Below are 18,712 nucleotides of genomic sequence, written 5' to 3'. Positions count from 1 at the left end.
ACGCCCTCCGATGTGGAGGGCGCTCTGTTACAGCGATTCGCGAACCTGCATTGCTAAATCGAAAGAGTGGAGACGGGCCTGATGATCGAAAATCTGCCCGTTAACCATGATTTCATCGGCCTCGGTTTCCCGCAGGATCGACAGCAAACCATGACGCACTTTGGCTTTATCACCCACCAGCGACATGCCCAGCGCCTGCTGGACGCCGTACTGCTCCGCCGGGCTCCAGATACTCTCCATGCTTTCTACCGGCGGCGGCAGTTGCCCGGCCTCGCCGCGGCGCAGCTTCACAAACGCCTGCTGCATCGAGGTAAACAAGAACTCCGCGTCGCGATTGCTGTCGGCAGCCACAATATTGATGCACACCAGCGCGTACGGTTTTTCCAGCCGCCCGGAGGGTTTGAACTGGGTACGGTACAAGTGCAGTGCCTGGAACAGCATATCCGGCGCAAAATGCGAGGCAAACGCAAAAGGCAGCCCCATCTGGGCAGCCAACTGCGCGCTGTACAGGCTGGAGCCTAACAACCACAGCGGGATTTTTGCGCCGTAGCCCGGTACCGGACGCACGGCAGGGTGCGGATCGCGCGCGTCAAACCAGTCCACCAGTTCGTTTACATCACGCGGGAAATTATCGATATCCCCGCTCATATGGCGGCGCAGCGCCATCATGGTGCGCTGATCGCTGCCCGGCGCGCGGCCAAGCCCCAGCTCAATGCGGCCAGGGTAGAGCGCGTCCAGGGTACCGAACTGTTCGGCAATCACCAGCGGAGAGTGGTTGGGCAGCATCACGCCGCCGGATCCCAGGCGCAGCGTGGAGGTATTCGCGGCAAGATAACCGATTAACACCGACGTCGCCGCGCTGGCGATGCCGGTCATATTGTGGTGTTCAGCCAGCCAGTAGCGGTGATAACCGCGCGCTTCGGCAAGTTTGGCTAAATCCAGAGAGTGGTGGAAAGCGTCCCGGGCGCTGAGCCCTTGCGGGATCGGGGCCAGGTCAAGAAGAGAAAAAGGTACAGTTGATTGCGTGGTCATAGCAGCTCACTTTGTCACAGCACTGTTTCAGATTAAAGGTCTGCCTCCGGCGCGCATGCGCCAGAAAGCTGTACCTTTTAATACTGCATTAAAATCCGCTGATTGCTGTTAACAAAGTGAGCTTTTTTATGCCTGCAACTCAAGGCCGGCCAGGCGACGCCAGTAACCGTTACAGTCGCTGTTGGCTTCCAGCGCCAGCGGCGCAGCGCCCGCCTCATTGGCGCGAAAGGCGTTAAGCATATCGATCGTGTCCGTGCCCATCGGCGAAAGCCGCACCACATCCACCAGCCCCTGCATAGAGGTTAATTCGTTGCCGAGATTGTAGACGTAGCCGCTCATGGTCTGGATGCCGTTCAGTACAAACACCTGTTGGCCTTCCTGAGAATGGATCACCCGCCCATGTGGGTATTTGATACAGCAGGTTTCGCATTCATCTTTAGGCCTGTCTTCTGACCGCGCGGTAAAGCAGCGGGCCGAGTAGGCCAGCGGCAGGTGGCCGTAGCTCAGCACTTCCACCTCGAACTGCTGGCGAATGCCCAGCTCTTCGCACTGGGTCAGTAAATTCGCCAGCCAGTCGCGGGAGAGTTCCACGGGCATACACCAGCGCATCATGCCCTGTTTCGCCAGGCGGCGCAGCGTGACGGCGTTATAGCAGTTGAGCGCATGGCTGGCGACAAACGGCAGCCCGCGCTCGCAGGCCATATTCACAGTGCCGAAATCGCTGGCCTCAATCAGAAACTCGCCGTTCTCCACATAGCGCTTCAGCTCGTTAAGCTCGGACGGAGCCTGTACCAGCGCTAAAGTGGAGATGACAACCTGTTTGCCGCTGGCCGCCACGGTTTTCGCCATCTCCAGCCAGTCGCCGACTTTGGTATCGCGGCGCTTGCTGCACACTGACTCGCCAAGATAAACAATATCGGCACGGCTGTTGGCCGCCGCCTGGTAGAACTGTTCCAGCGTCGCTTTCGGCCAGTAATAGAGCACTGGCCCTAATGAATATTTCATTGCGGTTCCTTTACTGCCATTTGCGGTGATACGCGCCGAGCGTGGTTTGTGTGCCTTCGGACATGGCGCCGAGAGTATCCATCCAGGCCTGCTGCGGCTGGAACTGTTGCGGATTTGCCATACAGCGGTCGATGGCCTGCCGCCATACTTTCGCCACCTGGCTGACGTAGGCCGGGCTACGCTGGCGGCCTTCGATTTTTACCGAGGCGATATTAGCGGCCAGCAGTTCCGGTAGCAGTTCCAGGGTATTGAGGCTGGTGGGCTCTTCAAGGGCGTGATAGCGCTGCTCGTCAACCAGATAGCGCCCTTTACACAGCGTCGGATAACCGGCGTTTTCCCCGTCCTGATAGCGGTCGATCAGCACGTTGTTAAGGCGCGATTCCAGCCCCTGGGGCGTCTGCTGCCAGCGAACAAAGCGCGCCGGTGAGCACGCGCCGACAGTGTTGGGCGATTCGCCGGTCAGGTAGGAAGAGAGATAGCAGCGGCCTTCCGCCATTATGCACAGGCTACCGAAGGCAAACACCTCCAGCGGCACCGGCGTCACGCGCGCCAGTTGCTTAACCTGATGGATAGACAGCACGCGCGGCAGCACGACTCGCGCCACCTCAAAGTTGCGCTGGTAAAAACGAATCGCCTCTTCATTGGTGGCGGATGCCTGCACCGAGACGTGGCGCTCCACGTGCGGATAGCGCTCGGCGGCGTACTCCAGCATCGCGATATCCGCCAGAATCAACGCGTCGGCCCCGGATTGCGCCGCCATATCCACCGCGCGCTCCCAGCGCTGATAACCATCGGGATGGGCAAAAGTATTAATCGCAATATGCAGCTTACGGCGGTGTTGATGGACCACATTCACCGCTTCCTGAAGTTTCTTATCAGTAAAGTTGAGGCCTGCAAAATGGCGGGCGTTGGTATCGTCTTTCAGGCCGATATAAACCGCATCAGCCCCGTTTTCGATAGCCGCTTTCAGTGCCGGCAAGTTTCCGGCAGGACACAGCAACTCCATAGAATTTCCTGAAGGTGAGGGGGCGGACATAAAAAGTCGCCATATTGTTAATGAACGGCGATTTTAGTTAACCTGGCGGCGACAAGATTTGATTTGAGGCAGTTAAACGCGTATTGATGAAACCAATAAAGGGGTAATCAAAACGTTTAAAATCTTGATTTACGCCGCTATGTCGCAGGACCGATATGGCACAATAATGGGTCGATAGTTATCAAGGAGTAGAGCTCGTGTTAGATCAACTGCGTTCGCGCCTGGTTCGTCTTGGCCCCTCACTGATGAGGACGCCCGTTAAGCTGGCGCCCTTTGCTCTGAAACGACAGGTTCTTGAACAGGTGCTGGCCTGGCAGTTCCGTCAGGCGCTTGAAGAAGGAGAGCTTGAGTTCCTTGACGGGCGCTGGTTATGTATTGAAGTACGGGATATTGGCCTGAGATGGTTTACCTCGGTGGAAAACGACCGGCTGGTGGTTAAAGAAGATGCCCCGGCAGACGTCAGCTTTAGCGCCGATGCCAGCGATCTTTTAATGATTGCCGCACGCAAACAGGACCCGGATACGCTATTCTTCCAGCGCCGGTTGATTATTGAAGGCGATACTGAACTCGGTTTGTATGTTAAAAACCTGATGGACGCCATTGAGCTGGAGTCGATGCCAAAACCGCTGCGCATCATGCTTCTGCAACTGGCTGACTTCGTCGAAGCGGGTCTGAAAGACGAGCCGTCGACAAAAGCAACCTCAGTAGGTGAACCATGCTAATTCGTGTAGAAATACCCATAGATGCCCCCGGTATTGACGCGCTGTTGCGCCGTACATTTAAAGACGGCGGCGAGGCGGATCTGATCCACGATCTGCGTGAAGACGGCATGCTGACGTTAGGGCTGGTGGCTACCGATGATGAAGGGCAGGTGGTCGGCTACGTCGCGTTCAGCCCGGTGAGCGTGCAGGGTGAAGATCTCCAGTGGGTGGGCCTTGCGCCGCTGGCAGTGGATGAAGCACTACGTGGCCAGGGCCTGGCGCGCCAGCTGGTTTACGAAGGGCTCGACTCCCTGAATGAATTTGGTTACGCCGCCGTGGTAACCTTGGGCGATCCGGCGCTGTATGGCCGTTTCGGTTTTGAACTGGCCGCGCACTACGATTTACACTGCCGCTGGCCGGGGACGGAAGCGGCATTCCAGATCCACCCGCTGGCCCCCGATGCATTGAAGGGCGTAAGCGGCCTGGTGGAATATCACGAGCACTTCAATCGTTTCTAATCGCAGGCGCTGGTAAATCTGGAAACAGATCCGCCAGCGCGATTTCACCCGCCACCAGCCGCTCTTTTTCCCGCTTCGGCAACTGCTTAATACGATACTCAATGCGCAGCGCTTGTGAGCGCTCACCAACTTGTTGAGCGAACACCAGGGTTAACGCACCTTTGCCCCGCAACGCACGTGCGCCTTTACCGGTCTGATGCTGTAGCAGCCGGCGTGCGGTATCAGTAGTGACGCCGGTATAGAGCCGATTGTCGGCGGTGCGAATCAAATAGAGAAACCAGCAGTTCATAAAGCGTATCTGGACGAGGATTTTGCCGCACCTTATCACGCTTTACCGGCAACGACACTGTGGTAGTGTGTCGGCAAACTCTTTTCGGAGGCATTATGGAAGCACTGGAAGCCATCAGCCGCTGGCTCGCTAAACAGCATGTGGTGAGCTACTGCGTAGCGAATGACCAGGATATGTGGTGCGCGAACGCGTTTTACCTGTATTGCCCGCAGGCGGTCGCGTTTTATCTGTTAAGCGACCCACAGACGCGCCACGGGCAAATCAGCGGGGCAAAGCGCACCGTGGCGGGCACGGTAAGCGGGCAGACAAAAAACGTGGCATTAATCCGCGGGGTGCAGTTTAAAGGCGAGATAGAACTGTTGGCGGGCGAAGCGTCAGAAAGCCTGCGTGAGCGCTATAACCGACGCTTCCCGATAGCCAGAGCGATGTCAGCGCCGGTCTGGTCGATCCGGCTGGATGAGCTTAAATTTACTGACAACACCCTGGGTTTTGGCAAAAAATTTATCTGGCAACGCTAACCGTTAGTTGCCAAGCAGGCGTAGCGCCTCGCGATTAAAGGCCGGTAAATCATCCGGGGTACGGCTGGTAACCAGTTGGTCTTTATCGACGACCACTTCCTGGTCGAAAAACTCTGCGCCTGCGTTTTTCACATCAACCACGATAGGCGTTACCGCCGTCAGTTTACGGCCCCGGATCACGTCGGCGCTGATCAGCAGCTGTGGGCCGTGACAAATCGCAAATACCGGTTTGCCGCTTTCAACAAACTCACGGGTAAAATCGACAAAACGGCTGTCGCCGCGCAGATGATCCGGCGAATGGCCGCCCGGCAGTAATAGCGCATCGAATTCGTCAGGTTTTACGTCATCAATGCCTTTATCGATAGTCACCTGGGCATCGCCTTTTTTGCCTTTGACGGTATTGCCGGCTTGTTTCTCAATAGTGATGACTTCGTGGCCCGCTTTTTTAAATTCTTCCGCCGGGGAAGTGAACTCGGAATCTTCGAACTCGTCGGTAATCAGGACTGCAATCTTCTTGCTCATGTTTACTCCTCAGTTCGTTTTAGACACACCTAATCACTGAAAATAGTGAATACTGACTATTAAGCCTGGTTGAAGGGCATGGCTTTGCAACACGGATTTATCTGCAAGGGGGAAATGATGAGCCGGGTATTGATTACGGGGGCCAGCGGTTTAGTTGGCGGGCACTTACTTAGACTACTGAACGATGATCCGCGTGTTGAGACGATTGTCGCGCCCAGCCGCAGGCCGCTTGCGCCCATGAAAAAGATGTTCAACCCCCACGATCCACAGCTTACGGATGCGTTAGCCCAGGCCACCGAGCCGGTGGATACCGTGTTCTGCTGTCTCGGCACTACCCGGCGCGAGGCGGGCAGTAAAGAGGCGTTTGTCCATGCCGATTTCACACTCGTGATAGATACCGGCCTGACGGGGTTACGCCTTGGCGCAACGCATATGCTGGTGGTCAGCGCAATGGGCGCAAATGCTCACTCGCCGTTCTTTTACAATCGGGTAAAAGGCGAGATGGAAGAGACGCTACGCGCGCAGGGCTGGCCGCGTTTGACTATCGCCCGGCCATCGATGCTGCTGGGGCATCGCAATAAAAAACGCTTTAACGAATCGCTGTTTGCGCCGCTGTTCGGCCTGCTGCCAGGAAAATGGAAATCGATTCATGCGCGGGATGTGGCGCTGGCGCTGTTTCAGGAGGCGATGACGGAAGGGAAACCTGGCGTAACGATTCTGGACTCCGCTGAACTGCGGGAAAAAGCGCAGCTGGCGGCGCGTCAGTAAAAACGCCCGCCGGGGATCAGCGGGCGCAAAGCGTTATTTAATATAGGTAAAGGCAGTGGTGACGTGTTTCACGCCGCTCACATGGCTGGCGATATCGGCAGCCGCTTTGCCTTCGCGGTCGGTCACCAGGCCCAGCAGGAACACTTCGGCGTTCTCAGTGGTGACTTTCACGTTAGAGGATTTCACCAGATCGCTCGCCAGCAGTTGGGAGCGTACTTTGGTGGTGATCCAGGTATCGGTCGAGGCGGTTCCCAGGCCAATCGGCTGGCCCTGACGCACTTCGTTATACACTTCGGTGGTGCCTTCCACACCCATGGCGATCTGTTTGGCGCGCGACGCCAGTTCGGTATTCGGTGCCTGGCCGGTTAACAGAACTTTGCCCTGATAAGCGGTGACATTAATGCGCGCCTCTTTCTTGATCTGCTCATCTTTGGATAACGCGCTATTGACCCGTAGCTCCAGCGTTCCATCGTCTACCTGAGTGCCGACCGAGCGCGGATCGGTCGCGGCTTTAGTACCTACCGCCGCAGTTCCGACAACCGCTGCGGCAACGCAACCTTGTAATAGCAACGCGGCAATAAGGACGGCGAGGGGCGAAAATGCCTTCATGTGTACTCCTTAATCATCCTGGTGAGGAAAAAGCGTGTTATCTATCAAATCGCACAGACAGTTCACCGTCAGCATATGCATCTCCTGAATACGCGCGCTACGGTGAGAGGGGATACGAATCTCCACATCCTGCGGTCCCAGCAAACCCGCCAGCTCGCCGCCGTCGTAACCGGTAAGGGCGACGATGGTCATATCGCGGGTAACCGCAGCTTCTACCGCTTTGACGATATCCCGGCTGTTGCCGCGGGTGGAGATTGCCAGTAATACATCGCCCGCATGGCCTAATGCGCGAACCTGTTTGGCATAAATCTCTTCATGCAAACGATCGTTGGCGATGGCTGTTAAGACCACATTATCGGTATTTAGTGCAATGGCGGGTAAACTGGGGCGCTCAGTTTCAAACCGGTTGATCATGCTGGCGGCAAAGTGCTGGGCGTTCGCGGCGGAGGTGCCGTTGCCGCAGCACAGAATTTTGTTGCCATTGAGTAAGGACTGAACCAGCGTCATTGCCGCACGAGAGATAGCATCCGGAAGGGCTTCAGCAGCAGCAATTTGAGTTTGAATGCTTTCCGTAAAGCAGACTTTGATTCGTTCTAACACGGTGATCCTTTGAAAAATACGTCAATTGATTAATGGGCGGAAAACGCGTTCTCAATCCACTCGACTTCATCGCCGGTGAAGGCTAACACATCGAACCGGCAATCCACAGTATCAAAACTCTCGGAATGACGGGCGAGCCAGCCGCGCGCGGTTTGTAATAATTTGTGTTGCTTGGCCTGCGTCACGCTGGCGGCGGCCCCGCCAAAATAGCCGGAGCGGCGATAACGCACCTCGACAAACACGATGACGTGGCGGTGTTTCATGATCAAATCAATCTCACCCCAACGTTCACGCACATTTGCCGCGACAAACTGCAATCCCTTGCGTTCCAGCCACAGACGCGCCCGGTGTTCCCAGGCAGCGCCCTGCTGTGTAGTTAATTTGCCCGCACCACTTGTCCCTGCTGGTATTTGAGCCATGTTAACTTCCTGTTGATCACACAATCCTGATCGGCGGTCAGCGTGCCGGTATTGCCGTTGAGCTGGAAGCCCTGCACCTGACGCATTTGCGAGAAGTGATTCGCCAGCGACCAGGCGTCGACGCCCATGGCATACAGCCGCGCCAGCGAATAGTCGTTATTCACTGCGGCCAGTGCCTGCTGCTGCAAGCCCGGATTATCCCCGGCCAGCATCGGGATTTCGCTAAACTGTAGCCCTTCCATTTCCAGACGGAAGTCCGGCCCGGTATTGCCCTGCGCGCTGCGTGAAGAGGCATACAGCGTTGCGCCGTTATGGCTGCCGGTGCGCATCGCGATCATGGGCTTGATTAAGGCGATTTCATCCGGGCTTGCCACAATGTAAACCGCATCCACATTGCCGCTGCTGCCGGCAGTGATTTGCGCATCCGTGGGCGGAGCAGGGATAGTGAGGCCGCCGATGGTGGTCGCCTGCTGAGACGGCAGGCTGGACGCTACCGGCGAGCCGGTTAACGCAATCCCGGAACCGCTATTGATGCCCATCTTCAGTTCCGACACAGAGCCGAATTTTTGCTGTAACACTGTACCGCCGCCCAGTTGTTGCCACTGTTCAGCAAACGCGCGCGTCACGCGGTCGCCCAGCGAGGTGCGCGGCACCAGCAGTAGCGGATTACGTTGCCCTTGCTGCCAGATATGATCTGCGGCGTCACGCGCTTCGTCTTCCGGGGAGAGGGCGAAATAGCAGATATTGGCGCGGTTTTGCACGTTCTCTGGCTCATTCATCGCCAGCACATTTAATGGCGTGTTGCTGCGCACCAGCTCATCAACGTTAGGTTTGAGCAATGGCCCGACGACGATACTTGCGCCGTCCTGCTGCACCTGGTTGAGCACCTGATTGAGCGGTTGGCTGCTGGTATCGTAGATTTTAATTTCCGCGCCAGGATTAGCGGCGCTGGCGGCGGTTTGCGTGGCCGGCGCGGTTGCTGCGGGCTCAACGGCTGGCGTGGCGTGGTCCTGGGTGAGATCGTTGACGTTTGCCGCTGACGGGCTGACGATGCCATCAGGCCCGGTAGTGTGTTCCAGCGCGGGCTGTTCCGCTGCGGGTTGGGCCGCATCGGTTTGCGGCGCACTCGCCGGCGCGTTGACCGGGCTGACGCTGCTGTTTTTCGCCGCTTCAAAACCCTGTTGGATCGCGCGGCCAAATACGGCGGCCTGGCCATTCAACGGCAGTAACAGGGCGATTCGCTCCGCCGAGGCGGGTTTGAAATTCTGAACATTGACCAGTTGGGTCGGCAGCAGCTTCGCGCCCGGGTTTTGCGGATAACGGGTCTGCCAGTCATGGATCCCCGCTTTCAGCATGGCGGGATCGCTGCGGTTATCGAACCACATGCGTTGCAGATCCAGCCAGCCGCGCAACACGTTCTCGTCAGCGCTAATCACCAGCAAATTAGCCTGATCGGGCGTCATGGACGACAGCGTCTGCCAGGTGGCGTCGATATTTTTCTGCTTTTCGGCCGGTTGCAGCAGCGGCTCCTGCGCGATTAACGCACGTAGCAATTCCAGCGACGGACGGCCCTGGCTGGCGTCAATCTGCGCCTGATAGTAACGGGCTTTTTGCGCATCGCTAAAACCGGAAATATCCAGCGTCGCCAGCTCGGCGGCGGCACCCTGATAGTTTTTATTTGCCAGGATTAATTCGATATCCAGCAGGCGTTGTTCCCGGTGCTGTTCAGCGGTGAGATCCTCGGGTAACTGTCGATACAGCTCGGTGGCCTGTTCGCGCTTACCTTCCTTGATCAGGGCACGTATCGCGAGTAATTGCCAGTTGGTCTTGGTATCATCCGAGCTTTGCTGCATTTGCTGTAAGTAGTAAGCGGAATTCGCCTGTGCTTCACCCTGCATATGCGCCGCGCTTTGATCCGGCGCCTGGGTGCCGCAGCCGGCGAAAAGCAGCGCGGCGAGCACAACAGGCAGGCAGCGCGCGGCTTTAGAACGTAATAAGGTTGACGGTACCATACTGTATCCAGTGAGTTTTTTTTTAATCAATATTCAATATTAAATCGGCAATACGGACTAAACAATGAAACAACACGATTCCACCGAGAATTCTCAGGGCCAGCTTTATATTGTCCCGACGCCAATCGGCAATCTCGGGGACATAACCCAGCGCGCGCTCTCGGTGTTGCAGTCGGTTGACCTGATTGCTGCCGAGGATACGCGCCATACTGGTTTATTGCTGCAACACTTTGCTATTTCCGCGCGGTTGTTCGCATTACACGACCATAATGAGCAACAAAAAGCACAAACGCTGCTGGCAAAATTGCAGGAAGGGCAAAATATCGCGCTGGTTTCCGATGCCGGCACGCCGCTGATTAACGATCCGGGTTATCACCTTGTTCGCACCTGCCGCGAAGCGGGCATTCGCGTTGTGCCGCTGCCGGGGCCGTGCGCCGCCATTGCCGCGTTAAGCGCGGCGGGGCTACCCTCCGATCGTTTCTGCTACGAAGGTTTTTTGCCTGCCAAATCCAAAGCGCGCCGCGATGCGCTCAAAGCCATCGAGCAAGAGCCGCGCACCCTGATTTTTTACGAATCCACCCACCGTTTGCTGGAAAGCCTGGAAGACATTTGCACCGTACTGGGTGAGTCGCGGTATGTGGTGCTGGCCAGGGAGATCACCAAAACCTGGGAGTCGATTCACGGCGCGCCCATCGGCGAGCTGCTGGCATGGGTTAAGGAAGATGAAAACCGCCGCAAGGGTGAAATGGTGCTGATCGTCGAAGGCTTCGATGTTCAGGAAGAGGCGTTGCCTGCCGATGCGTTGCGAACCCTGGCACTGTTGCAGGCCGAGCTGCCGTTAAAGAAAGCGGCGGCGCTGGCGGCGGAAATCCACGGTGTGAAGAAAAACGCGCTGTATAAATATGCGCTGGAACAGCAGGGGGAATAGCCTGTGAACCGCTATCAGCCGCCATTTACTCTTACTCCAGCCATGCTTAACCGGGTGGTGGAAATTGGCGAACTGATGGGGCACTGGGCGGCACAATCCGGCAGAGCGTCGCCCCTGTTGCGCAAAGAAAACCGTATTCGCACCATTCAGGCCTCTCTGGCGATTGAGCATAACTCGCTAACCACCGGTCAGGTTACGGCAGTTATGGAGGGAAAGCGCGTTCTGGCGCCTGAAAAAGATATTCAGGAAGTGCGCAACGCCATACAGGCTTATGAAAAGATGCCCGGCTGGAAGGCTGGCCGATTACAGGATTTGCTGAGTGCCCATCGCATTTTGATGATGGGGCTGGTGGATAATCCCGGCAAATTGCGGCGCGGGGATGTCGGTATTTACCGGGAGAATACCCTAATTCATATGGCTCCTTCCGCCTCACAAGTTCCGCGCCTGATTGAGGATCTTCTTGCCTGGCTACACACTACGGAAATTCATCCGCTGATTGCCAGCTCGGTGTTTCACTATGAATTTGAATTTATCCATCCCTTTGCCGACGGTAACGGCCGTATGGGGCGCTTGTGGCAGACGCTGATATTGAGCCAGTGGCGTGGGGAACTGGCGTGGTTGCCGGTTGAAACGTTAATTCATCATCAACAGGAAGCGTATTATCAGATCCTGCGACAATGCGACAGGGAAAGCGACTGTACGGCATTTATAGAATTTATGCTGCAAAACATTGCTCAGGCATTGAAAGAAGGGATGGCATCAGTTTCCGCGATGTCGGAAAAAATGTCGGGAAAAATGTCGGAAGAAAATGCTGTTTATCTGACAACGACAGAGCGCGATATTCTGCGGTTATTAAACGGCCAGCCAACAATGACGGCGGCTCAACTGGCCGAACGCATTGGCGTGACGTCGCGGACCATTGAACGTTACCTCAAACTGCTTCAGGATAAATCAGCGCTTCAGCGAGTCGGGCCCAGAAAAGGGGGCTACTGGCAGGTTTTATAAACCTGCCACCCGTGATTGCTCACACGACCATCATCTTTGCGCCGCTGTTATTCAGCAGCATCTTATCTTCTTCACTAATCCCTTCATCGGTAATGATGACGTCGATTTTCTCCATCGGGATAACCTGGTTAAAGCCGCGGCGGTTGAACTTCGAGGCGTCGAGCACGGCAATCACGCGGTGCGCCGTCGCCGCCATCACCGCGCTGATGGAATAGCCTTCATTAAAGGTGGTGATGCCGTTAGTGGTATCAAAGCCATCAGCCCCGACAAACATGAGGTCGGCGCTGATCCCTTGCAAGGAACGCTCGGCAATGGTGCCATGCATCGAATGCGTTTTATGGCGTACCGTGCCGCCGCACACCACCAGCGTGATGTCTTTATTGTCAGAGAGAAGATATGCAGCGGGCAGGTTATTGGTGATCACCGTGATATTGGCGCGTTTTACCAGCGCTTCGGCAATCAGCAGCGTGGTGCTGCCGCTGTCGAGGATCACGGTCATGCCTTCTTCGATCATGGCTGCTGCGGTTTGCGCGATGCGTTTCTTCGGATCTTTCGCCAGCTGATAACGCGCTTCGAGCAGCACTTCATGGTTATCGCTTTCAGCGGCATTGTTGCCCGGCTTCGCTGCGCCGCCGTGAAAACGGGTCACCAGACCCTTTTCTTCCAGCAGGCGCAGATCGGCGCGGATCGTGACTTCGGAAATGCCAAAAGTATTCGACAGGTCCAGTACCAGAACGCTGCCGTGGGTATTCACCAGTTCGACTATCTTATTGCGTCGTTCAAAAGAGTTCATGCTTTCAATCCTTAAAAATAATTACCCTCTAGTGTAATCGAAAGCGTTATGAAAGGTTAGCGTTGCATTTCGAAAGGAGATAGATGCAGGGCGGCGTTCAGCGCCATTGCCGGGCAGTTACCCTTGCCAGTGCCGCCCGATAACTAACACGTGGTTAGAATCTGATTTTTAGCTGTAGTGGTATCAGGGGGACGATTTGCTGTTTATCCGGGAATAGTTCCAGCGCCCCCCTGGCGAATCAAGAGAGTGATTGCGAGGCCGTCAGCGCTGCCTGTTTTTCTGCTCTGGCGAAGGCTTTGGCCCTGCGCCAGGTCAAAAATACGCCAGCGGCATAAATCACGGCGATGACGCAGAAGCCAACCAGGTTTTGCCAGGTGAAGAGCTGGATCAGCAGCCAGGTGATCGGCGATCCGCCTTGATCCATCGACGCTACCATGCCGCCCGCTTTAAGCGCGCCCGCATTGGCGGCGAGCTGGGTATGTAAGCCAATGGTTTGCGTGGCAATCCAGAGGGTGATGCTCATAATAATGATGCCAGAAATCAGGGTGCGGAACAGATTTCCCTGATGCACCGCCACGGCCATTGCCACAAAGAAGCCAATAGTGGCGAGGTCGCCAAAAGGCAGCACCTGGTTTCCGGGAACCGCAATGGCGATCAAAATGGTCAGCGGGATAAATATCAGGCTGGCAGATACCACCGAGGTCTGGCCGAGCAGCAATGCCGGGTCGAGGCCAATCAAAAATTCCTGGCCGCCAAATTTAGCCTGCAGGCGTTTACGCGCGTGCTTCGCGATGGGGGTTAAGCCATCCATGATCGGTTTAATCACGCGTGGCATGAGTAGCATCACGGCGGCGGTTTTCACAGCCAGTTGCAGTACGCCCCTGGCGTCATACCCGGCCAGCAGACCAATCAGGATGCCCATCACAAAACCCACGGTAACCGGCTCGCCAAAGGGACCAAACCGTTTCTGGACATCATCAGCGCTAAAGTGGATCCGATTCAGGCCCGGCACTTTTTCAATTAGCGCATCTACCAATACGGCGATTGGCCCCAGATAAGCGGACGTACCGTGCGGGATCGCGATGCCTTCCAGACCAAAGTAGTCGCGCACGTCTTTGGCAAACCAGTCTCCGAGCTTATAAACAAAGGCGGCATGGACCACAACGCCGAGAATACCCATCCAGTATGAGCCCGTCGCCAGATGCAGCAGCGCGCCGGTAAAGGTCATATGCCAGATATTCCAGATGTCCACGTTAACCACGCGGGTCATACGCATTACCAGCATCACGATATTAACCGCAATGGAGATGGGAATAGCCACCAGCGCGATTTGTGAAGCCCAGGTCATGGGCGATGAACCGGGCCAGCCGACATCCACCACGCTCAGGTTAATGTCGAAGTTCTCCGCCATTGCTTTTGCGGCGGGCCCGATAGAGTCAAGCATTAAACCAATAACCAGCCCGATGCCGACGAACCCAATACCGATATGCAGACCAGATTTAAAACTGTCGCCGAGCTTCATGCCCAGCAGCAGCGAAAAGATAATGATCACCACCGGCAGCATGACCGTCGGACCGAGATCGAGGATATAACGCATGATGTCGTTAAACATGGTTTTACTCCCCCAGGATAGCCAGGATTTTTTGCTGTAAGGCTTCTATACCCACGCCCGAGACAAACGGCATACCGTGCACCACGGGAATATCACCAAAGGTTCGATCAACCCGTGCGGTGGTGCAGATAAGGTCAGCGCCTTCCATATAGGTCTCGATTTCCGTCACGCGGCACTGCACCAGATCGAGCTGGATGCCGTGCGCCGCGCACAACTCTTTAATCTCTTCGGCAGCAAGCGTTGATGTCGCTACCGCGCCGCCACAGGCGACGATCACTTTTCGTTTCATTACATTTTCCTTTTTTAGAATGACGAAGCCGCGTCGGGCTGCGGTTCGGCCAGGGTTTCCCAAAATGCTTTACCGAGCTCTGCCTGAGGGGCATTCAACAGCGCCTCTACGCGTTGCGGGTTTTGCAGCCCGCCGAATAGCTGACGCAGCAGCTTGAGTTGCGCGTCGGGGTTTTCAACGACCAGCGCAATAATCAGCGGTACGGCAATTTCACCGTCTTCATCAGCGCGTTGAAAATTAACGGGATTATCCGGACGGATCAGGTAAATCGCCGGCGAGATAGCGTGTATGGCTTCGCAGTGCGGTATGGCGACCGCATGTTGTTCCAGGACAATGCCTGTCGGGAACAGCGCTTCCCGCTGTTTCAGTGCCTGCGGATAACTGGTTTTCACGACGCCTTTTGCCAGCAATTCCTCACCAATATGCTCAAGCGCCGCATTGCAATCGGCAAAGTGGATACCGGTACGAACAAACAGTTGGGTCATGTCTTTCTCCTCGGTGGCATGCTGAAAGAGATTATTTTCTTTCGTTTTATTTCTTTTGAAAGAAATTTAATCATTTCATTTTTTTATTTGTGTGATCGTTATCCACAAAAGAAAGGTATCGAATATATTCGGAATATGTACCGGGAATGTGCGGGAAAATACTGAAAACACTGTGGCGGGAGGACGGTGGGAATAAAAAAATGCCAGCACGATGGCTGGCATAATGGCAAAGGAAAGAAAAAGAGTTATCAGGTCACGGGGGCCGGGTTGAAGACCGCCAGCTGATTATGTAAGCCCCACTGATCGGAGAAGGTTTTCTTACGCCCGCTCGCGACATCCAGAATGAAGTGGAACAGCTTCCAGCCCACCTGCTCAATGGTCTCTTCACCGGTCGCGATAGTGCCTGCGTTGATGTCCATTAAGTCATACCAGCGGTTCGCCAGTTCGGTGCGGGTCGCCATTTTAATCACCGGCACCGCCATCAGGCCATACGGCGTACCGCGACCGGTAGTGAACACCTGCACGGTGATCCCGGAGGCCACCTGCTGGGTGCCGCACACAAAGTCGCTGGCCGGGGTGGCGGCATAAATCAGGCCGCGTTTGGTCGGGCGCTGGCCCGGCGACAGCACTTCCACGATCGCGCTCTGGCCGGATTTGGCGATAGAACCCAGCGCTTTTTCCACCACGTTCGCCAGGCCGCCTTTCTTATTGCCCGGAGAGGGGTTGGCGCTGCGGTCGGTTTTGCCCATGTCGAGATAATCATCGTACCAGGCCATCTCTTCCAGCAGGCGTTTGCCGACCTGCTCGTTTACGGTGCGCGGCGTTAAAAGATGGATGGCATCGCGTACTTCAGTGACTTCCGAGAACATCACCGTGCCGCCGCAGCGAACCAGTAGGTCGGAAGCGTAGCCCACCGCCGGGTTGGCGGTCACGCCGGAGAAAGCGTCGCTGCCGCCGCACTGCATCCCGACGACCAGCTCCGAAGCCGGGCAGGTTTCGCGTTTACGCTGGTTAAGTTTTTCCAGATGGCGTTCGGCGACACGCAGAATATCGTCCACCATGGAGCGGAAGCCCACGTGCTGCTCATCCTGCAAACGCACAATGCTGGCGTCATCGACCGCGACGGCCTGGACGTCTTCGGTGCCCTGCAACAGGCGTTCCGGCTGGAGTTTTTCGCAACCCAGGCCGATGACCATCACTTCGCCGCCAAAGTTCGGATTCAAAGCGATATTGTGAATGGTGCGAATGGGGATCACCGCCGCCGGCGCGTTAATCGCCACGCCGCAGCCATACAGATGGTTCAGGCCGACCACGCCGTCCACGTTCGGGTAACGCGGCAGCAGATCGCGCTCGATGATTTTAATCACGTAATCCACCACGCCCGCCACGCAATGCACGCTGGTGGTGATGCCGAGCAGATTTTTGGTGCCCACGCTGCCATCCGCGTTGCGGTAGCCTTCAAAGGTATAGCCTTCCAGCGGCGGCAGCGGCTCCGGGACTTTGGTCGCCAGCGGTAAGGTATTCAACGGCGGCGCCTTCGGCAGCTCCACCAGGGATTCTTCAATCCAGCTGCCGCGCGGAATATCTTTTACGGCATAACCGATCACTTCGCCGTAACGGACAATTTCGCCCTGCGCGGGAATATCATTCAGTGCGACTTTATGGCCCTGAGGAATATGTTCAATCAACTCAAGACCATCCGGGAAACGGGTGCCCGCTTTTAAGCCGTAATCATTGACAATGATGGCGACGTTATCAGTGTCGTGCACTTTAATATAAAAAGCGCCGGGCGGTTGTTGTTTAATTTCAATATTAGCCATTGTCCAGTATTCTCCGCGTGCTCAAGGCATGGTTAATAAATTAAGGAATATTATTTTTATCGGTATCAAGCGGTAATGGCAGTAAGAATGTCAGGTGTGCAAAAATAAAAATGTGACGCAGATCACCAGACGCCGCGAAGCCAGTGCTGACAAGGGCGGCAATGATTAAATCTGTGGATTAGCGCCCATGAAGTTGGGCTTAGGCAAAACAAAAATGATATCTGAGACTGTTTTGTTGTGCAGATGCATGATGCGTGGTTAGGGAGCGCTGTTTATACTGACCCATAACGTAATGGTGTGAAATTAATATCCCTGAATAACATTAAAAATATAAATACCACTCCCACACCGGTTGAATTTAATTCCGAACAGAGTGCCTGAGCCAGAGGTAAATAATATGATGCTTGATGCCGCCAGTGAAACAAAAAAGGGTATGCATACCCGATATTATATATTGCTGATTATTTTTATTGTTACCGCAATTAACTACGCCGACCGCGCTACTCTGTCTATCGCCGGAACCGAAGTGGCGAAAGAGCTTCAACTCAGCGCGATTTCCATGGGTTACATCTTCTCTGCGTTTGGATGGGCCTATCTGTTGATGCAAATTCCGGGCGGTTGGCTGCTTGACCGCTACGGTTCGAAGAAAGTTTATACTTACAGCCTGTTCTTCTGGTCGCTGTTTACCTTCCTGCAAGGGTTTGTGGATATGGTGCCGCTGGCCTGGGCGGGCGTATCGATGTTCCTGATGCGCTTTATGCTCGGCTTCTCTGAAGCGCCGTCCTTCCCGGCCAACGCCCGTATCGTGGCGGCCTGGTTCCCGACGAAAGAGCGCGGCACCGCTTCGGCGATCTTCAACTCGGCGCAGTACTTCTCGCTGGCGATCTTCTCGCCATTGCTGGGTTGGCTGACCTTCGCATGGGGTTGGGAGCACGTCTTCACGGTGATGGGCGCGATTGGCTTCGTGCTGACGTTTATGTGGGTCAAATTTATCCATAACCCGACCGACCATCCGAACATGTCGGCTAATGAACTGGAGTTCATCAGAAAAGGCGGCGCAGTGGTGGATATGGACCACAAAAAAACCAGTACCGACAGCGGTCCTAAACTGCATTACATCAAGCAGATGCTGACCAACCGCATGATGTTGGGCGTATTTTTCGGGCAATACTTTATCAACACCATCACCTGGTTCTTCCTCACCTGGTTCCCGATTTATCTGGTGCAGGAAAAGGGCATGTCGATTCTGAAAGTGGGAATGGTGGCGTCTATCCCGGCGCTGTGCGGATTCGCCGGCGGCGTGCTGGGCGGCGTGTTCTCGGATTCGCTGATTAAACGCGGCCATTCGCTGACGCTGGCTCGTAAACTGCCGATTGTGCTGGGCATGCTGCTGGCATCGACCATCATTCTGTGTAACTACACCGATAACACCGTGCTGGTGATTGCCCTGATGGCGCTGGCGTTCTTCGGTAAAGGCTTTGGCGCGCTGGGCTGGCCGGTTATCTCTGATACCGCGCCGAAAGAAATTGTCGGCCTGTGCGGCGGGGTATTCAATGTGTTTGGTAACGTTGCCTCTATCGTCACCCCGCTGGTGATTGGCTATCTGGTGAGTGAGTTGCACTCCTTTAACGCTGCGCTGCTGTTCGTGGGCTGTTCCGCCCTGATGGCGATGGTTTGCTACCTGTTTGTGGTTGGCGACATCAAGCGTATGGAATTGCAGAAATAAGCATCGATGACATTAAGGTAAAGAG

General features: G+C 55.5%; 21 protein-coding genes. 7 read left to right on the top strand and 14 right to left on the bottom strand.

Features of this window, described 5'->3' with window-relative positions:
- Nucleotides 1-27 precede the first annotated feature (27 nt).
- The 3 genes from FHW74_RS06665 to FHW74_RS06655 form a co-directional block, all read right to left on the bottom strand.
- A complete protein-coding gene (locus FHW74_RS06665) occupies nucleotides 28-1,032 on the bottom strand; it encodes a luciferase-like monooxygenase (protein ID WP_183169726.1) in 1,005 nt (334 codons plus the stop codon).
- A 126-nt stretch (nucleotides 1,033-1,158) separates the two neighbouring features.
- The gene (locus tag FHW74_RS06660) at nucleotides 1,159-2,037 is read right to left on the bottom strand and encodes a U32 family peptidase (RefSeq protein ID WP_183169725.1); all 879 of its coding nucleotides are present in this window, start codon (nucleotides 2,035-2,037) and stop codon (nucleotides 1,159-1,161) included.
- A 10-nt stretch (nucleotides 2,038-2,047) separates the two neighbouring features.
- Nucleotides 2,048-3,043 carry a peptidase U32 family protein gene (locus FHW74_RS06655; protein WP_183169724.1) on the bottom strand — a complete coding sequence of 332 codons (996 nt, stop codon included), beginning with the start codon at nucleotides 3,041-3,043 and terminating at the stop codon, nucleotides 2,048-2,050.
- A gap of 227 nt (nucleotides 3,044-3,270) precedes the next feature.
- Between FHW74_RS06655 and FHW74_RS06650 the strand changes: the two genes are divergently transcribed.
- A complete protein-coding gene (locus FHW74_RS06650; RefSeq protein WP_183169723.1) occupies nucleotides 3,271-3,795 on the top strand; it encodes an SCP2 domain-containing protein in 525 nt (174 codons plus the stop codon).
- The gene (locus FHW74_RS06645) at nucleotides 3,789-4,292 is read left to right on the top strand and encodes a GNAT family N-acetyltransferase (RefSeq protein WP_183169722.1); all 504 of its coding nucleotides are present in this window, start codon (nucleotides 3,789-3,791) and stop codon (nucleotides 4,290-4,292) included. The genes FHW74_RS06650 and FHW74_RS06645 overlap by 7 nt, the downstream gene beginning before the upstream one ends.
- Here FHW74_RS06645 and FHW74_RS06640 read toward each other — a convergent pair.
- Entirely contained in the window at nucleotides 4,279-4,581 is a 303-nt protein-coding gene (locus tag FHW74_RS06640) for a GIY-YIG nuclease family protein (RefSeq protein WP_183169721.1), read from the bottom strand. The two genes, FHW74_RS06645 and FHW74_RS06640, sit on opposite strands and share 14 nt — an antisense overlap.
- 95 nt (nucleotides 4,582-4,676) lie before the next feature.
- Between FHW74_RS06640 and FHW74_RS06635 the strand changes: the two genes are divergently transcribed.
- Nucleotides 4,677-5,099, top strand: coding sequence for a YhbP family protein (locus FHW74_RS06635; protein ID WP_183169720.1), 423 nt, complete (start codon nucleotides 4,677-4,679; stop codon nucleotides 5,097-5,099).
- Nucleotides 5,100-5,102: 3 nt separating this feature from the next.
- On the opposite strand, the gene FHW74_RS06630 is transcribed toward FHW74_RS06635, so the two are convergent.
- Nucleotides 5,103-5,621: a type 1 glutamine amidotransferase domain-containing protein gene (locus FHW74_RS06630; RefSeq protein ID WP_183169719.1), complete on the bottom strand. Its 519-nt coding sequence runs from the start codon at nucleotides 5,619-5,621 to the stop codon at nucleotides 5,103-5,105.
- A gap of 117 nt (nucleotides 5,622-5,738) precedes the next feature.
- On the opposite strand from FHW74_RS06630, the gene FHW74_RS06625 reads away from it, so the two are divergent.
- Nucleotides 5,739-6,389 carry an NAD(P)H-binding protein gene (locus FHW74_RS06625; RefSeq protein WP_183169953.1) on the top strand — a complete coding sequence of 217 codons (651 nt, stop codon included), beginning with the start codon at nucleotides 5,739-5,741 and terminating at the stop codon, nucleotides 6,387-6,389.
- Nucleotides 6,390-6,422: 33 nt separating this feature from the next.
- Here the strand turns inward: FHW74_RS06625 and dolP are convergent, their stop codons facing one another.
- Genes dolP through FHW74_RS06605 form a run of 4 tightly spaced genes read right to left on the bottom strand, consistent with a single transcriptional unit; the run spans nucleotide 6,423 to nucleotide 10,029 of the window.
- The gene (gene dolP, locus FHW74_RS06620; RefSeq protein ID WP_183169718.1) at nucleotides 6,423-6,998 is read right to left on the bottom strand and encodes a division/outer membrane stress-associated lipid-binding lipoprotein; all 576 of its coding nucleotides are present in this window, start codon (nucleotides 6,996-6,998) and stop codon (nucleotides 6,423-6,425) included.
- 9 nt (nucleotides 6,999-7,007) lie between these two features.
- Complete coding sequence (gene diaA, locus FHW74_RS06615) at nucleotides 7,008-7,598, bottom strand: DnaA initiator-associating protein DiaA (protein WP_125294272.1); 591 nt, start codon at nucleotides 7,596-7,598, stop codon at nucleotides 7,008-7,010.
- Between the two features lie 29 nt (nucleotides 7,599-7,627).
- On the bottom strand, nucleotides 7,628-8,017 hold the full coding sequence (locus FHW74_RS06610) for a YraN family protein (RefSeq protein ID WP_183169717.1): 390 nt from the start codon (nucleotides 8,015-8,017) through the stop codon (nucleotides 7,628-7,630).
- A complete protein-coding gene (locus FHW74_RS06605; protein ID WP_183169716.1) occupies nucleotides 7,975-10,029 on the bottom strand; it encodes a penicillin-binding protein activator in 2,055 nt (684 codons plus the stop codon). The genes FHW74_RS06610 and FHW74_RS06605 overlap by 43 nt, the downstream gene beginning before the upstream one ends.
- 64 nt (nucleotides 10,030-10,093) lie before the next feature.
- Between FHW74_RS06605 and rsmI the strand changes: the two genes are divergently transcribed.
- Both rsmI and FHW74_RS06595 read left to right on the top strand, forming a co-directional pair.
- Entirely contained in the window at nucleotides 10,094-10,957 is an 864-nt protein-coding gene (gene rsmI, locus FHW74_RS06600; RefSeq protein ID WP_183169715.1) for a 16S rRNA (cytidine(1402)-2'-O)-methyltransferase, read from the top strand.
- A gap of 3 nt (nucleotides 10,958-10,960) precedes the next feature.
- The gene (locus tag FHW74_RS06595; RefSeq protein WP_183169714.1) at nucleotides 10,961-11,962 is read left to right on the top strand and encodes a Fic family protein; all 1,002 of its coding nucleotides are present in this window, start codon (nucleotides 10,961-10,963) and stop codon (nucleotides 11,960-11,962) included.
- 19 nt (nucleotides 11,963-11,981) lie between these two features.
- On the opposite strand, the gene FHW74_RS06590 is transcribed toward FHW74_RS06595, so the two are convergent.
- The 5 genes from FHW74_RS06590 to garD all read right to left on the bottom strand — a co-directional run bounded on the left by FHW74_RS06590 (nucleotide 11,982) and on the right by garD (nucleotide 16,961).
- A complete protein-coding gene (locus FHW74_RS06590) occupies nucleotides 11,982-12,755 on the bottom strand; it encodes a DeoR/GlpR family DNA-binding transcription regulator (protein WP_183169713.1) in 774 nt (257 codons plus the stop codon).
- 238 nt (nucleotides 12,756-12,993) lie between these two features.
- A complete protein-coding gene (locus FHW74_RS06585; RefSeq protein WP_183169712.1) occupies nucleotides 12,994-14,367 on the bottom strand; it encodes a galactitol-specific PTS transporter subunit IIC in 1,374 nt (457 codons plus the stop codon).
- A 4-nt stretch (nucleotides 14,368-14,371) separates the two neighbouring features.
- Complete coding sequence (gene gatB / locus FHW74_RS06580; protein ID WP_183169711.1) at nucleotides 14,372-14,656, bottom strand: PTS galactitol transporter subunit IIB; 285 nt, start codon at nucleotides 14,654-14,656, stop codon at nucleotides 14,372-14,374.
- A gap of 14 nt (nucleotides 14,657-14,670) precedes the next feature.
- Nucleotides 14,671-15,141 carry a PTS galactitol transporter subunit IIA gene (gatA, locus tag FHW74_RS06575; RefSeq protein WP_183169710.1) on the bottom strand — a complete coding sequence of 157 codons (471 nt, stop codon included), beginning with the start codon at nucleotides 15,139-15,141 and terminating at the stop codon, nucleotides 14,671-14,673.
- Between the two features lie 248 nt (nucleotides 15,142-15,389).
- Nucleotides 15,390-16,961, bottom strand: coding sequence for a galactarate dehydratase (garD, locus tag FHW74_RS06570; RefSeq protein ID WP_183169709.1), 1,572 nt, complete (start codon nucleotides 16,959-16,961; stop codon nucleotides 15,390-15,392).
- A 397-nt stretch (nucleotides 16,962-17,358) separates the two neighbouring features.
- Between garD and FHW74_RS06565 the strand changes: the two genes are divergently transcribed.
- Nucleotides 17,359-18,687 carry an MFS transporter gene (locus FHW74_RS06565; RefSeq protein ID WP_183169708.1) on the top strand — a complete coding sequence of 443 codons (1,329 nt, stop codon included), beginning with the start codon at nucleotides 17,359-17,361 and terminating at the stop codon, nucleotides 18,685-18,687.
- The last annotated feature ends 25 nt before the right edge of the window (nucleotides 18,688-18,712 follow it).

Origin of the sequence: Atlantibacter sp. RC6, from assembly GCF_014193285.1 — a bacterium.
Taxonomy (GTDB): Bacteria; Pseudomonadota; Gammaproteobacteria; order Enterobacterales; family Enterobacteriaceae; genus Atlantibacter.
Note: the sequence above shows the minus strand (reverse complement) of the source record. Positions and strands in the feature narration are given on the sequence as shown.

Bases quoted from the DNA above. Each gene is read 5' to 3' on its own strand.
- gatA (WP_183169710.1), bottom strand. From the start codon at position 15,141: ATGACCCAACTGTTTGTTCGTACCGGTATCCACTTTGCCGATTGCAAT.
- FHW74_RS06585 (WP_183169712.1), bottom strand. From the start codon at position 14,367: ATGTTTAACGACATCATGCGTTATATCCTCGATCTCGGTCCGACGGTC.
- garD (WP_183169709.1), bottom strand. From the start codon at position 16,961: ATGGCTAATATTGAAATTAAACAACAACCGCCCGGCGCTTTTTATATT.
- FHW74_RS06660 (WP_183169725.1), bottom strand. From the start codon at position 2,037: ATGAAATATTCATTAGGGCCAGTGCTCTATTACTGGCCGAAAGCGACG.
- FHW74_RS06640 (WP_183169721.1), bottom strand. From the start codon at position 4,581: ATGAACTGCTGGTTTCTCTATTTGATTCGCACCGCCGACAATCGGCTC.
- rsmI (WP_183169715.1), top strand. From the start codon at position 10,094: ATGAAACAACACGATTCCACCGAGAATTCTCAGGGCCAGCTTTATATT.
- FHW74_RS06655 (WP_183169724.1), bottom strand. From the start codon at position 3,043: ATGGAGTTGCTGTGTCCTGCCGGAAACTTGCCGGCACTGAAAGCGGCT.
- FHW74_RS06625 (WP_183169953.1), top strand. From the start codon at position 5,739: ATGAGCCGGGTATTGATTACGGGGGCCAGCGGTTTAGTTGGCGGGCAC.
- gatB (WP_183169711.1), bottom strand. From the start codon at position 14,656: ATGAAACGAAAAGTGATCGTCGCCTGTGGCGGCGCGGTAGCGACATCA.
- FHW74_RS06630 (WP_183169719.1), bottom strand. From the start codon at position 5,621: ATGAGCAAGAAGATTGCAGTCCTGATTACCGACGAGTTCGAAGATTCC.
- FHW74_RS06605 (WP_183169716.1), bottom strand. From the start codon at position 10,029: ATGGTACCGTCAACCTTATTACGTTCTAAAGCCGCGCGCTGCCTGCCT.
- FHW74_RS06565 (WP_183169708.1), top strand. From the start codon at position 17,359: ATGATGCTTGATGCCGCCAGTGAAACAAAAAAGGGTATGCATACCCGA.
- FHW74_RS06590 (WP_183169713.1), bottom strand. From the start codon at position 12,755: ATGAACTCTTTTGAACGACGCAATAAGATAGTCGAACTGGTGAATACC.
- FHW74_RS06645 (WP_183169722.1), top strand. From the start codon at position 3,789: ATGCTAATTCGTGTAGAAATACCCATAGATGCCCCCGGTATTGACGCG.
- dolP (WP_183169718.1), bottom strand. From the start codon at position 6,998: ATGAAGGCATTTTCGCCCCTCGCCGTCCTTATTGCCGCGTTGCTATTA.
- FHW74_RS06635 (WP_183169720.1), top strand. From the start codon at position 4,677: ATGGAAGCACTGGAAGCCATCAGCCGCTGGCTCGCTAAACAGCATGTG.
- FHW74_RS06610 (WP_183169717.1), bottom strand. From the start codon at position 8,017: ATGGCTCAAATACCAGCAGGGACAAGTGGTGCGGGCAAATTAACTACA.
- FHW74_RS06665 (WP_183169726.1), bottom strand. From the start codon at position 1,032: ATGACCACGCAATCAACTGTACCTTTTTCTCTTCTTGACCTGGCCCCG.